Source organism: Occultella aeris (genome assembly GCF_902703175.1).
Classification (GTDB): domain Bacteria; phylum Actinomycetota; class Actinomycetes; order Actinomycetales; family Beutenbergiaceae; genus Occultella; species Occultella aeris.
On sequence record NZ_CACRYJ010000025.1, the window covers coordinates 135,306 to 148,489 of the forward strand.

The 13,184-nt window shown below is 69.0% G+C and carries 14 protein-coding genes and 1 tRNA gene; 11 read left to right on the top strand and 4 right to left on the bottom strand.

Features of this window, described 5'->3' with window-relative positions:
• Positions 1-753 (top strand): helix-turn-helix domain-containing protein, encoded by a 753-nt coding sequence (locus HALOF300_RS09405; RefSeq protein ID WP_197522432.1) that lies wholly within the window; start codon positions 1-3, stop codon positions 751-753.
• 140 nt (positions 754-893) lie between these two features.
• Here HALOF300_RS09405 and HALOF300_RS09410 read toward each other — a convergent pair whose 3' ends face one another.
• Positions 894-1,355, bottom strand: a complete 462-nt coding sequence (locus HALOF300_RS09410) for a hypothetical protein (protein ID WP_156740697.1) — start codon at positions 1,353-1,355, stop codon at positions 894-896.
• 358 nt (positions 1,356-1,713) lie between these two features.
• Between HALOF300_RS09410 and HALOF300_RS09415 the strand changes: the two genes are divergently transcribed.
• The 8 genes from HALOF300_RS09415 (at position 1,714) to HALOF300_RS27720 (ending at position 9,089) form a co-directional block, all read left to right on the top strand.
• The gene (locus HALOF300_RS09415) at positions 1,714-3,099 is read left to right on the top strand and encodes an MFS transporter (protein ID WP_156740698.1); all 1,386 of its coding nucleotides are present in this window, start codon (positions 1,714-1,716) and stop codon (positions 3,097-3,099) included.
• A complete protein-coding gene (locus HALOF300_RS27310; RefSeq protein ID WP_156740699.1) occupies positions 3,096-5,837 on the top strand; it encodes a helix-turn-helix transcriptional regulator in 2,742 nt (913 codons plus the stop codon). Before HALOF300_RS09415 ends, HALOF300_RS27310 begins: the two co-directional genes overlap by 4 nt.
• A gap of 199 nt (positions 5,838-6,036) precedes the next feature.
• Positions 6,037-6,591, top strand: coding sequence for a dihydrofolate reductase family protein (locus tag HALOF300_RS09425; RefSeq protein WP_156740700.1), 555 nt, complete (start codon positions 6,037-6,039; stop codon positions 6,589-6,591).
• Positions 6,592-6,680: 89 nt separating this feature from the next.
• Positions 6,681-6,974 (top strand): nuclear transport factor 2 family protein, encoded by a 294-nt coding sequence (locus tag HALOF300_RS09430; RefSeq protein ID WP_197522433.1) that lies wholly within the window; start codon positions 6,681-6,683, stop codon positions 6,972-6,974.
• 136 nt (positions 6,975-7,110) lie between these two features.
• Positions 7,111-7,296, top strand: a complete 186-nt coding sequence (locus tag HALOF300_RS09435; protein ID WP_156740701.1) for a hypothetical protein — start codon at positions 7,111-7,113, stop codon at positions 7,294-7,296.
• A gap of 77 nt (positions 7,297-7,373) precedes the next feature.
• Positions 7,374-7,856 (top strand): GNAT family N-acetyltransferase, encoded by a 483-nt coding sequence (locus HALOF300_RS09440; RefSeq protein WP_197522434.1) that lies wholly within the window; start codon positions 7,374-7,376, stop codon positions 7,854-7,856.
• Positions 7,857-7,880: 24 nt separating this feature from the next.
• Positions 7,881-8,570, top strand: coding sequence for a DedA family protein (locus HALOF300_RS09445; RefSeq protein WP_197522435.1), 690 nt, complete (start codon positions 7,881-7,883; stop codon positions 8,568-8,570).
• Between the two features lie 174 nt (positions 8,571-8,744).
• Positions 8,745-9,089: a nuclear transport factor 2 family protein gene (locus HALOF300_RS27720; protein ID WP_156740753.1), complete on the top strand. Its 345-nt coding sequence runs from the start codon at positions 8,745-8,747 to the stop codon at positions 9,087-9,089.
• Between the two features lie 47 nt (positions 9,090-9,136).
• On the opposite strand, the gene HALOF300_RS09455 is transcribed toward HALOF300_RS27720, so the two are convergent.
• The gene (locus tag HALOF300_RS09455) at positions 9,137-10,021 is read right to left on the bottom strand and encodes an arginase family protein (protein WP_156740703.1); all 885 of its coding nucleotides are present in this window, start codon (positions 10,019-10,021) and stop codon (positions 9,137-9,139) included.
• 132 nt (positions 10,022-10,153) lie between these two features.
• Between HALOF300_RS09455 and HALOF300_RS09460 the strand changes: the two genes are divergently transcribed.
• Positions 10,154-10,762: a TetR/AcrR family transcriptional regulator gene (locus tag HALOF300_RS09460; protein WP_156740704.1), complete on the top strand. Its 609-nt coding sequence runs from the start codon at positions 10,154-10,156 to the stop codon at positions 10,760-10,762.
• Between the two features lie 271 nt (positions 10,763-11,033).
• Positions 11,034-11,498 (top strand): hypothetical protein, encoded by a 465-nt coding sequence (locus HALOF300_RS09465; RefSeq protein WP_156740705.1) that lies wholly within the window; start codon positions 11,034-11,036, stop codon positions 11,496-11,498.
• Positions 11,499-11,953: 455 nt separating this feature from the next.
• Here the strand turns inward: HALOF300_RS09465 and HALOF300_RS09470 are convergent.
• Positions 11,954-12,026, bottom strand: a tRNA-Ala gene (locus HALOF300_RS09470).
• A 62-nt stretch (positions 12,027-12,088) separates the two neighbouring features.
• The gene (locus HALOF300_RS09475; RefSeq protein WP_156740706.1) at positions 12,089-13,174 is read right to left on the bottom strand and encodes a hypothetical protein; all 1,086 of its coding nucleotides are present in this window, start codon (positions 13,172-13,174) and stop codon (positions 12,089-12,091) included.
• Between the last annotated feature and the right edge of the window lie 10 nt (positions 13,175-13,184).

Here is a 13,184-nt window from a genome sequence, read left to right on the forward strand (position 1 = left end):
GTGTCATGGAGCACCAGTCAGCTCGCCGACCTGGCCGGTGTCACGCTGCGATCGATCCGGCACTGGCATGAGATCGGGCTCCTGCCCGAACCGGAACGCCTCACGAACGGCTACAAGCAGTACACCGCCCGCCATCTCGTGCTCGTGCTGCGCATCGCCCGTCTCACCGGCTTCGGCTTAACCCTGGAAGACATCGCTCGGATGCTCGATTCCGAAGACCAGGGCCAGGAGTCCATGCGCGGGCTCCGCGCGGAGCTCGACACCAGGATCGCCGACCTCGAACGCATCCGTTCCGAGGTCGATCACGTCATCGGTCTCGGCGTCTCACCCGACGTGTCACCCGAAGCGCTCCTCGCGATGGAAGCGCTCGGGCACGACCCCGTCTCACGCAACGTCGCGATCGTCATGGCCCACCTGACCCCGAAGGAGGACACGATCACCTTCGTCGAGACCTTCAAGGACGCACCCGAGGAGTTCACGAACCTCAACACGTCGATCTGGGGCCTGCCCGCGGACGCCGAGGACACCGAGATCACCGCCCTTGCTGATCTCGCAGTCAGCACGATCAAGGGCTTCGTGGAGCTGCATTACGACGCTCTTCCCGACGTGGGCAACAGTCCCGCTGAACGCAGAAGCGCCGACGCCCTCACCGCCGTCGCGACCGAGAGCATGAACCAGGCCCAACGGCGCGTCATGCAACTCGTGGTCGAAGAGCTCACCAACAGCGTCGAACGACTACCGCCTCCGCCTTAGCGGCGAGGACTGGGCCCGGACGCGAAACTGCCCCGCCATCGGACGGGGCGGTTTCGAGCTTCTCACCATTCTGTGGAGTTAGGGGGAATCGCACCCGAAGACCCCTGGCCTGCAGCGATAGCTCCGGCGCTACGTTTGTGTCAGCGTTGTGACAGGAACTCACGTTGGATCGGAGCGCTGCCGTCGCTGAGATAGCGCGGCCAAGCGGTGGGAAGCGATGTCGGCGGCAAGCTGATCCAGTCAGATCGATCGAGCCGCCGGCCCCCACACTCTGTAGCGTACGAATCTCGTTTGCGACACCCAGGCTCGCAGGCCCAGATCACAATCTGACCGGCTGCTTGCTCCACTGTGTCCATCGACACCGTTGCTGAGATGGAGCCGTGACCCGCTGGACCGCTCAGTCCCTGGCGCGGAGCAGAGGCTGGGTGCTGCAGCGACGCGCCTCCGAACGATCGGGTGATCGCGAAGTCGACGTACTCGACGACGACGCGGTGTCGTTCCAGCTGATCGCCGATGCGGCGGAACTCGGGATCGGTGACGTAGACGTCGGGGCTCAGCGGCAAGCCATTCGTGGCGAGCAGTGCGGCGTCGCTCAGCGACACCTCGATTCGGCCCCATCCCGAGAGCACCCTCGGGAACGCCGTCGAGGAACGCGTCCGGGAAGCATCGACCCCTCGATGACGTGCTCGCCGATCGTGAAGAACGGGTCCCGGGCGAAGACGGTCGCATAGCCGCGGTCCCCGGCCGCCCGGTTCTCCGCGTCCGTCAGCAGTCGCGGCCGCAGCACCTCCACGCCGTGCTTCCTCAGCACGGCAGCGAAGGCCTCGCGCTCGGTTCCTCCCAGGTCGTCCCGAACAGCGAAGCCCGAGCAAGATCCCTCTTGTCGAACATCCATGTTCAGGTTATGTTAGTCGAACACCGCTGTTCAGGTTATTGGAGAGGATGACGAGGATGACGAGGATGACGACTCCCGGCGGCACGAGTGCGGCGGATGGGGTTCTGGACCCGCGACGCTGGCGGACGCTGGGGCTGCTGGGTGTGGCGCAGCTAATGCTGATCGTGGACGTGACGGTCGTCGCGATCGCATTGCCGGTGATGAGCGGCGATCTCGGGTTGGACCGGGCGGGTACCGCGTGGGTGGCGAGCGTCTACGCGCTGATGTTCGGGGGACTGATGCTGCTGGGAGGCAAGGCTGCGGACATCCTCGGGCCGCGTCGAGTCGTGCTGGCCGGCCTGTCCGTGTTCGTCGCGGCGTCCCTGCTGGCGGGCTTCTCGGGCACTGGCGAGGTGCTGCTGATCGCGCGGGCGCTGCAGGGCGTCGGCGCGGCGGTCATGTCCCCCGCCGCCCTGTCCGTGATCGTGCGGACCTTCACCGGTGCTGAGCTGAACCGGGCGCTGGGCGTCTGGTCGGCTCTGGGCGGCGCAGGGGCAGCGCTCGGCGTGCTTCTGGGCGGGGTACTGACGGCAGGTCCCGGATGGCCGTGGGTGTTCTTCGTGAACGTCCCTGTCGGCGTGGTGCTGCTGATCGGCCTCCTGTGGACCGTCCGTCCGCTTCCCGGCTCGGGCGGACGCATGGACGTGATCGGGGCGGCGCTGTTCACGACCGCAACCGCTGCTGTCGTGTACGGTCTGGTCGCCGCAGGCGATCACGGCTGGCTCAGCGCCCCGACGCTCGTCTCGGTGCTGGTGGGCCTCGGGGGATACCTCCTCTTCGGATGGCGGATCCTTACCGCGTCGGCACCGCTGGTGACCCCGGACCTGCTGAAGCGGGGGCCGGTGCTGGCAGGGCTGGGGTTGATCCTGGTGGCGACGGCGCTGATGATCTCGGTGTTCTTCCTGGGCTCGTTCGCCCTGCAGCACCTGCACGGCTTCACCGCGCTGGAGACCGGTCTGTCGTTCCTCCCGGTCGCGCTGGGCACGATCCTCGGGTCGAACCTGGCCGGCCGCGCCGTGACCGGCTGGGGCGTGAGAACGGTCGCCGTCGCCGGCCTCCTGATCGCGGCGCTGGGGCTCGCGGCCTCGGCGGCGATCTTCTCGATGACGGTTCTCATCGTCGCCACCAGCATCTCCGGGTTCGGGATCGGAGCCGCGTTCGTCGCCGCATCGGCGAGCATGTTCTCGGTGGTGCAGCCGCAGGAGGCCGGCGTCGCGTCCGGAGCACTGAGCACCTTCCACGAGTTCGGTGCCGCGACAGGGGTGTCCGCGGTCTCCAGCGTCGCGGCCGCTGCCCTGGTGACGCCGAGCTTCTCCGCCTTCGCCCCGGGGTACTGGTTCGCCGCCGCGGTCGCTGTGGTCGCCGGTGTCGTCGTCGTGGTCTGGCCTCGTCACAGAAGGAGAGTTCTGTGACCGAGCAGATCCCACACAATCTCCGGACGGCTGCGCCATCGATGGTCGGCCGCCGGGCGGAGCTCGCAGAGCTGACGGTGCTGATCGCCTCTCATCGCCTCGTGACCATCGCGGGGCCCGGGGGCTGCGGGAAGACGAGGCTTGCTGCAGAGCTGAGCGCTCGACGCGTCGTGCTGCCGGTGGACCCACCCGCAGGAGCTGACGAACTGCGTTGGCTGGACCTCGCCTCGGCTCCGGACGCGACCACACTCCTTCGTTCGTGCGCGCGGGAGCTGGGCGTGCACCTCGAGGCGGGCAAACGCGATCCGGTGGCGGCGCTGGTGGCACGGATCCGGAACAGGCGAGTGATCCTCGTCCTCGACGCCTGCGAACATCTGCTCGACCCGGTCGCCGACCTGGTCGAGCACATCCTGACGGAATGCCCGGGCATCTCCGTGGTGGCGACGAGCCGGGAACCGCTGAGCGTGCCCGGAGAGACCGTATGGAGAGTCCCGGCCCTGAACGCCGACGACGCCGCGCAGCTGTTCATGGAGCGCGCCCGTTCGGTCGCCCAGGACCTGCCGCCGCACGCTCCCGAGGCGGCGGCGATCTGCGCGCGGCTGGACGGGCTGCCACTGGCGATCGAGCTGGCCGCGGCGTGGACGCGGATGCTCTCCCCTGCGCAGATCCTCGCCGGGCTCGATGACCGGTTCCGCCTGCTCACGGGCGGCATGCGCCGCAGCATCCCTCGGCACCGGACTCTGGAAGCGTCCATGGCGTGGAGCTACGACCTCCTCGAAGGCCAGGAGCGCAGCGTCCTTGGCTGCCTCGCTGTCTTCGTCGGCGACTTCGGCATCCCCGCCGTGGACGAGGTGTGCGAGATCTCCCCCGAGGACGGCGAGACCATCCAGCTGCTCGCCCGACTCGTCGACAAATCTCTCATCATCATCGCCGCCCGCGACGGCGAACAAGCACGGTTCCGGCTGCTCGACACGGTCCGCGAATACGCTGGCGATCGTCTGGCCGAGACCGGCGGCTTCGCGCAGACGCGGGACAGGCACCTGGACTGGTGCCTGGGCCGCCTCCACGCCGTCGAGCAGCTGCTGCGCAGCGACCAGGACGCCGCCCTGCGGCTGTTCGACGAGATCGAACCCGACGCGGCAACCGCACTGGACTGGGCGCTGCAGGCCGACGATCGACGCCAGGCATCGGGTCGGCGACTGGCCCAACTGATGGTCACACCCTGGTTCCTCCGCAGCCGCAGCGATCTGGCGCGCCCGCTGATGACCCGGGCGATCGCGTCGACCGTCGAGCCCGACGACGGCCTGCAGCCGCTCTTGGAAAGCGACCTCGCACTGATCGACATCGTCGCCGGCCGACGTGCACCGGCACTGGCACCGCACAGTGCGACCACCGAGGAGAACCTCCTGGCGCGGGCACGCTTCGGGCTCGTCGACGCGTACGAGGCGTCTTTCTACGACCACGAGGCATGCGAGCGCGAGAGCCGTGCCGCCTCTGAACTGGGCGGACGTGCCGGGGATCCGCTGGTCGAGGACTTCGGGCTCATCCTGGCGGCGTACAGCCTGACCGCGCGCGAACGCCATGATGAAGCGCGCGAGCTCGCCGCCCCTGCCTCGGCGCGCGCACGGGCACGCGGCGACCGTTTCTGCACCGCCTTCGCGCTCGGGGTCGAGCAGTTCGGCGCGATGCAGACAGGGCATTTGGCGGACGCGATCCGGCTGGGGCACGACGCGATCGCGTTGGCGGCACCGCTCGGCGACTACTTCTGCGTCGGCACGCTCACGGCGAACCTCGCACTGGCGATGGCGCTCAGCGGAGACCACGACGGCGTGCTGCGGATCATGGCACCGCTCATCGACGTCACCGACTCGAGGCCCGACATCGACGTCGTCGGCCTTCCGGTGCCCATCGGATACTCGTACCTGCGAGCAGGCGGGTGGGAGGAAGCGCAGCGCTGGTTCGATCGAGGACTGGCGCGGCTGACGCCGGGGCGGCCGGACTGGACCGCAGCCCGCTGCCTCCCCGGTGCGGTCGAGGCGCTGCGGCGACTCGGGCGCATCACCGAGGCGACGGCCCTGGCGGAGCGCGGACAGCACCTGCCGATCACGGCCCCCGACTTCGTCGCCAACCTCGCCGAGCAGCGCGCACATCTCGTGTCCACCGACAGCCCGTTCGCGGAGAGCCTGCACCAGCGCGCACTCGACATCAGGATCCGTTCCGGCCTCCGCACATTCATCCCCGACAGCCTCGACGCCCTGGCCCGATGCCAGGCTCGTGAACGACCCGCCGATGCCGCGCGACTGCTCGCCTCCAGCACGGCGGCGAGAGAGGCGATGCACTATCCCCGTTCCGCGGGCGGCGACCACGACCACGATCTGCTGTTCACCGACCTGAGCGAACGCCTGGGAAGCAGGCCCTTCGACGAGGCATGGCGACACGGCCTCGTCACCCGCGTCGACGAGGCCTGCGATCTCGCCCAACGGGGCAGACGGCGTCCGGCACGCCCGGGCACAGGATGGGCCAGCCTCACCCCAGCCGAACTCGCTGTCGCGCAAATCGCCGCCCAGGGGCGCACCAACCCCGACATCGCTCGCGAACTCGTCGTCAGCCGCGCGACCGTGAAGACCCACCTCTACCACGTGTTCGCCAAGCTCGGGATCGGCAACCGCACCGAACTCGCGGCGATCGCCCACAGCCAATCTCGGCTCCCGATTCCCGAGGACGGTCCACCACGATGACATCCCGTCGTGCCACGTCGGACGACGAGCATCCGGCCCTCGCGACGGACTGCGATGCAGGTCGAGGACCGATGAGCCCTTCCGTGCATTCGACGCCCAAACCCGAAGATCAACCCATTGCCCGACGCTCGGCGTCCGCGGGTCCTGGAGCCTGGTCACATCAGAGGCACCACACGCACAGATCGGATTGAGGGAACAGATGAGAAGCGTGACTTTGTACATGTCGATGTCGCTGGACGGGTTCGTCGGCGGCGACCGCGACCACCCGGGAATGGCGGTGCCCGAGGGCCCCGAGCTCAAGCAGTGGAAGCTGGATCAGATCACCAAGGCCGGTGCCCATCTGATGGGTCGCGTCACCTATCAGGAGATGTCGTCGTACTGGCCGCATTCCGACGACCCGTATGCGGCACCGATGAACGACATCCCGAAGGTCGTGTTCTCGACCACCCTCAGCGACGCCGAGGCTCCCTGGCCCGACACCTATGTCGCCCGAGGCGACCTCGCGACCGAGATCGCCGCCATCAAGGAGCAAGGCGATGCGGACGCCATCGTCTGGGGCGGCAGCAGGCTGGCCGGCGCACTGGCCGCAGCCGACCTGATCGACGAGTACCGCCTCCTGATCCAGCCGCTGGCCCTCGGCACCGGGCAGCCGCTGTTCGGCCAGCTGACGCAGTCGCGCTACTTGAACCTCGTCGAGGCCACTCCGTTCCCCAGCGGCATCGTCCTGCACACCTACCAGCCCCGCCGCAGCTGAGCGGAAGTCCCCGTGGACGCGCAGCACGCGGTGCTCGACGCTCAGCATCGATTCGACAAAGCCGAGCTCGCGGACGACCGAGCGGAGCGGTGCTGGACGAGCTGCTCCATGACGATTTCCTGTCCATCGGCCCGCGCGGGTTCCTCCTCGACAAGTGGCAGTGGATCGACCGGCATGCATTCTTCCGTTACCACGAGCTGCAGGTGGACGACCTCGAAGCGCGCCTGTTCGGCGACGCTGCGATCGTGCGGTCTGTGCAGCACAACCACGCAGAGTCGTCGGGACGGGACGTGCGGGTGGCCACGCGCGTCTCTCAGACCTGGGTGCACGAGCGGGATATATGGCGGCTCGCGGGCGTCCAGTTCAGCCCTCTCGCAGAGTGACGCCGGCATGACCGCGTTACAGGGGATGCCGAGATGAACACCAGTCCGGCCCTCGGACCCGCTGCCAGAACGCGGACGAGCGGTCGCCTGCCGAGGCCCGCACTGCTCGCACTCATCACGACGTGTTCCGGTATCCGTGGTTGTCGCGAAGCTGTCGTTCCTGTCGGTCATCGTCGTGGGTGCCACCGTCATCAGCCCCGATAGTGAGCTGAGCGACGCCGCGCTGATCGCGGGACGGACGTGGGACGTGGCGGCCCTGCTCGTCGCGGCCTGGCTCGCGGTAGCCAAGCCGGGCAAGGGCCGACGGACCTCCGCGCGTTGACGTCCGAGGTCGAGCGGCGAGCAACGGCACGCCGCTCCGCCTCCCGCACACGATGCAGATCGGAAGGAGAGAGTCCCGTGACCACCTCCGCAGACGTCCGGATCCGACCAGCCACGGAGCAGGATTCCGCTCTCGTCGACACGATGGTGAGGGAGATCGCCGCGCATCAGGGCGATCATGTCCACGCGACCGCCGCCGACTGGCGGATCGCCCTCGCTCGTCCCGACGTCCAGGTGCTGCTGGCGTTCGATGGCGGGCATCCGGCCGGATATGCGTCGACGACGCGCCGATTCCACCTCTGGTCTGGCGCGAACCTCCTTGCCCTGGACGACCTGTGGGTGCGACCCGAAGCCCGTGACCGCGGCGTCGGCCGAGACCTGATGCTCGCCGTCGCCGACCTCGCGGCACCGGAGCAGCTCACGATCGTGTGGGGCGCCCGCAGCGACAACGAGGCCGCGCACCGGTTCTACCTCCGCCTGGGCGCATCCATGACGACCAAGGCCCTCTTCTCCTGGAATCCCGCTCGCGACGTGGACGCGAACGCCCATTCGAGAGAATAAGAGGCGAGCATGCGTCAATCAGGCGTGAGTCCGCTGTCGTGGCGGCTCTGGGTGCCGTGGCGTGGCCGCCCCGCGGCGGCCGACTGGCAACTGCTGGCGGCCATCGGGGCCGTGGTCGTGTTCGGGTTCGGGATGCGCGCGATCCGGCCGTTCCTGATCGCCTCCAACCCCGTGCTGCTCGAGTTCTTGAACGGCGGGCCGGCGGAGATCGGGGCGGCGGCCGCTTTCGCGCGGATCGGCGAGGTGCCGCTGTGGCTGGTCGTCGTCGCCGGCACACTGGGCATCGTGAAGTTCGACTGGCTCACCTGGTGGGCCGGACGGCGATGGGGACCCGGCCTCATCGGCTACTTCACCACCCGGGAGAGGGCCGATCGCCTCACCGAGCGCGCCGGACGCGTCAACCCCTGGCTGCTGCGCCTGGCCCTCGTCGCGGCCCCGCTGCCCGGCGTCCCCGGCGTGATCATGACGATGCTGGCAGGCTGGACCGGCATGCGCCTAGGGACATTCCTCGCCCTCGACGCTCTCGGCGCGCTCGTCACGACCGCGCTCGTCGCCGGGCTCGGCTACGCACTAGGACAAGGTGCCGTCGAGATCGTCCTACTGATCGAGCGCCAGGCGATCTGGGTCACCCTCGGACTGATCGCCGTGACCTTCGCGGTGCCGATGGTGAAACGGGCGCTGCGCCGGCGAGCCGCGCGACGGCGACTCCCGTGATGCACGCATGCAATCGATGTGCACCGGACGCGTGGTTGACATCGCCGCACAGGGAGGAAGCTCAACCCTTCGGCCGATGCCCGAGTCCGGAACCGGACCGGGGCTGGTTTCATGGATACCACGACATCTCACGCTCAGATCTTCGCCCTCGTCGACCGATGAGCCGCCGCCGAACTGGCCGGCGACGCCGACGCCGTCTCATCGCTTCTCACCGAGGACTTCACGGGCATCGGACCCGTCGGACTCGTCCTCACCCGAGACCAATGGACCGCCCGCCACCGCAGCGGCGACATCGACAACCGCGCGTTCGCCGTCAGCGACGCTGCCGTGCGGAGCTACGGCGACACGGCGGTCGTCGTCGCGACGTTGAACCAGGAGACCACCGCACGGGGACACGACACCAGCGCATCGTTCCGGCTGGGCGTCGTCGCCAGGCGGGTCGACGAGTGGCAGAGGGCGCACATCCAGTTCAGCGGACCGCTGATCGCTCCAGACCAGATGCCCGGATTCGCCCGATAAGGTACAGCCCAGTCCCGGCACGCGGGCCGTCTCGCTGTGACAACGGGTCAGGTCGGATCGCCGAGGCCCCGGGCGAGGCAGTCCACGAGGCAACTGGCGATCGATCCGTCCAGGTCGAGAGTGGGGTTGAAGATCGTCACATCGATCCCGACGACCCGCCCGGTATCGAATGTCGAACGCAGGACCTGAGCGAGGTCGTCCCAGCCCAGCCCGCCGGGAAGCCGGTAGTCCACGGCCGGCATCACGTCGTCGTCGAGCACGTCGCAGTCGACGTGAACCCAGATGCCGTGCAGGTCGACGCGGTCAAGGTGGGCGAGCGCCGTGCTGGTCGCCTGCTCCGTACCGAGGCATGAGACCGTGGCCAGGTCGACGACGAGGATGTCGGTGTCCTCGATGCGCTGGCTGCCGTCCGCCGCAGCCTCGGCCGCGTCGCGGCGGCCGAACTGCACGACGTCGGAGTCCCTCACGAGCGGGCCGAGGCCGCCGAGGTCGGCGAGGACGGATGGTCCGCGACCTGTCGCCAGGGCGAGGTCCATCGACGCGACCTCTCCCAGGGGCTCGGCGGCCGGCTGGTAGAAGTCGGCATGGCCGTCGATGAACAGCAGGCCGTACCGTCCTCGTCGCCGCAGGGCGAGCAGCGGTCCCAGCACGATGGAGCAGTCGCCGCCGAGGATCACGGGCACACGGCCGCTGTCGAGCACCTCAGCCGTAGTTGCGGCGAGCCGCAGCGCGAACTCGCGCACCCCGTCCGGGTTCAGCAACCCGATCACCGCGTCCAGGCCGAACCGCGGCGGCACCGCGACCTCGCCGACAACCCCGGCATCGATCTGCTCGCCCAGCCCGGCGTCGAGCAGCGCCTGCGGCAGCTGCGCGACGCCATCCGTGGAGAGGCCCAGCGACGAGGGTGCTGAGATGACCGCGAACGTCGACATGACCATTCCCTCCACCCTGGGTACGCACGCCTCATGTGTGCCGTACGCGGAGTTTACGACTAACAAGAACATCCATGTACGACTTGGTATCTGATAACCTGAACATCACTGTTCGCTATTGGAGGTAGGTCGATGGCCCGGACCCAGGCGGAGAGCGAGCAGGTCGAGGACGGCGCACCTGCTCGCCCGAAGCGTGCCGATGCGCTGCGGAACATCGAGGCGATCATCGAGGCCGCGACCCGATTGCTGGCCGTCAACCCCGATGCGAGCCTCAACGAGATCGCCAAGGAGGCCGGCGTGGGACGGATCACCCTCTACGGCCACTTCGACTCCCGTGCGGCACTGCTCCGTGACGTCGCGGGGCGGGCCATCGCCCACGCGCAACAGGAACTCGCGACCGTGGATCTCGACGGCGATCCCAATGGCGCGCTCGGCAGACTGCTGGTGACGTCCTGGCGGCTGACCCATCGCTTCGGGGCTCTCGTGGTCGCCGCTTCTGACGCGCTATCGCCTGAGCAGTTGCGCCGCCTGCACGACGAGCCGTTCGCCCGCGCGCGCCGCCTGCTCGAGCGCGGACGCGAACTGGGCGAGTTCCGGGCCGACGTCCCGATCGACTGGCAGCTCAGCGTCATCCAGGCCATCCTGCACGGTGCCTCGGCCGCCGTTCACCGCGGCGAGATCACGGCCGACGAAGCACCAGAGCTCGTCTGCACCACGGTGATCGCCGCCCTGGCTCGCTGAGTCAACACGAGGCCTCCGGCTCACGCACGCCGCGTCCGCAGGACGGCGCGCCGATGCCTAGGCCGCGCCATGGCTCTCGCACACCTCCGACCAGCGGCACCGGAGGATCGCCGTTGTGCGTTCACGTCATTCCGTGAATGCACGCCCTCGCGTCCCCATCTCGGACCATGCCGTGCGCGAACGAGCCCGCATCAAGATGTTCAACCCATTGGCCGATGCCGGGGCGTCGCCCCTACGACGAGGCTCGAGGATCATTCACCGGAGGGTTGACATGAAACAACGAACAAGACGGACAGGCATCATCGCGTTCGCGGCAGCGGCGATGCTCGCGATCGGCATGGGGAACCCACCCTCGGCACAGGCCGCGAGCCTGTGGCACTGCGCGCCGCAGTCGAACATGGCCGCAGTGTGCACGACGATAACCAGCGCCCCTCCCGGTGGCGTTCAAGTCAGGGACCGCCTGACCAACTCGATCTGGGTCCTCTACAACGGCGACAGCGTCCAGATCCGAAGCTGGGGCTGGGACCCCTCCGCGCGCTGCGGCATCAACAACAACTACTTCTGGCACATCTGGTGGCGCACCGGGAGCGGCAACTGGCACAGGGCCTACATCGGGGACTGGTACCTGTCCACGGGCGCGCCGTCCTACTGGAAGAACTTCCGTGAACCGAGCGGGGGGAAGCTCCAGGACACGTACATCGGCTCGTGGTCGGGCACCTGCGATGTCATCGCGTGACCGGCGCGCGGCCGAGTGCTGGACGCCGTCGTTGGGCTGCGGCTCCCCGGATCACTCAGCCGTATGGAGGAAGCCTGGATAGATCGCACTCCTGACGTCTTGCTTCACGAAGCAGCGGCGCGACGCAATCTCCCGGGTGTCGCGCGGTCGACTGCTCTCGGGCAACCTCGCCAAATATCACGTCGACTCGGCGACGAAGTCACTCAGGTGCCGGACGGTCAGTGATCGTTCATCTGCGAGCAGTCCGGCGACGGAGTGGACGGGAAGCCTCCACCGGTAGGTCACCGGACCTGCCCACCGCCAGTGGCCACCTCGGAGGCCAGCGTTGTGTGCCAGCGATGTGTCAGTCCCGCTGCCACCCGGAGCCTCTGCACACGCCTGCCCATCGGGCGATGGCAAGAAACCGCGGAATCAAAACAGAAGGGCCGGATCTGGACGATCCGGCCCTTCGTCTGTGGAGCTAGGGGGATTCGAACCCCCGACCTTCTCATTGCGAACGAGACGCGCTACCAACTGCGCCATAGCCCCAGAACGACGTTCAGATTACCACCTCGGGCGGGCCCGTTGCGACGCCGCGGACGTGGCCGGGATCACTGTCCGGACGCGCGGCGGCGAGCCAGGACGGCCTGCAGGTTCATGGCCGGGGCGGTCGGTGCCTCGGCCTGGGTGACCTCGTCCGCGGGAGGCTGGGCAGGAGTGCTCGGTGCGGCCGAGTCCGTCCCGGTCGCCGCGACGGAGGTCTCCTCGGCGTCCGTCTCGAGAGCCGGTGGTGCCTGCTCGTCCTGGGTCTCGGACTGAGTCTCGAACGGAGCAACGTCCCGACGGCGGACGGTCGGCTTGAGCGTGTAGGTCGGCACGGGCACGGGGACCGGGGTCCAGCCCTCGCCCTCCGGCAGCTCCGGTCCGGCCCGGTGGGTGACGGCCGGCTCCTCGGGGAGCAGGGAGGCCGGGTCGACGTCGATGCGCAGGCTGGGTCGGGGGCCCGCGGCGGCTGCCGGGCGGGCCCGCTCGGTGCGCTCGCCGGGCGCTGACGCGGTCCGAGCGGGCTCGGCGCCGCTGTCACGGCGGACGGCCCGCGCGTGCCGGACCGGCGCCTCGGAGCGGTCGATGGTGCCGACGGGGGCGAACGGGTCACGGGTGTCCCGGGTCACCTCGGCACGCCAGCGGGCGTCCGCGACGGCGGCCTTGGCCGAGGCGCGTCGGCCGGCGACCACGACGGCGACCAGGAAGACGGAAGGCACGACGGCGGCGGCGACCGGCAGCGACGCGACGGCGAACAGCGTCCAGGTCACGGCCGTGACGCCGAGCAGCAGCAGAGTGAGGGCGAGGCGACGGCGGGCGGCAGCAGCTCGGCGGCTCGCCGCCGCTGCGCGGCCGGCCCGGGCGGCGGCGGCACGGCGCGCGTCGGCGGCCACGAGCCGATCACGGTGTGCCACTGGCGTGTGCATGGGTGCCTCCGGTTGTCCGATCCGCGGGCGATGGACGTATCCGCGGTTACTGCGCTCAGCCTTCGGTTCGGGTGGATCTCCCGCCCTCGCCACGACCCGGAGGTCCTCGGAGAAGCGGTCCTCGACCCGGGAGTCGAGCACCACCTGCCTCGACCGGATCACCGACGGCAGCAGGAAGGCGAAGAACATGATGAGGATCGCCGTCACTGCATACCCGCCGAAACTCACATCCCGACGG

Coding starts and splice junctions, on each gene's coding strand:
- HALOF300_RS09415 (WP_156740698.1), top strand. CDS start 1,714: ATGACGACTCCCGGCGGCACGAGTGCGGCGGATGGGGTTCTGGACCCG.
- HALOF300_RS09425 (WP_156740700.1), top strand. CDS start 6,037: ATGAGAAGCGTGACTTTGTACATGTCGATGTCGCTGGACGGGTTCGTC.
- HALOF300_RS09455 (WP_156740703.1), bottom strand. CDS start 10,021: ATGTCGACGTTCGCGGTCATCTCAGCACCCTCGTCGCTGGGCCTCTCC.
- HALOF300_RS09460 (WP_156740704.1), top strand. CDS start 10,154: ATGGCCCGGACCCAGGCGGAGAGCGAGCAGGTCGAGGACGGCGCACCT.
- HALOF300_RS09465 (WP_156740705.1), top strand. CDS start 11,034: ATGAAACAACGAACAAGACGGACAGGCATCATCGCGTTCGCGGCAGCG.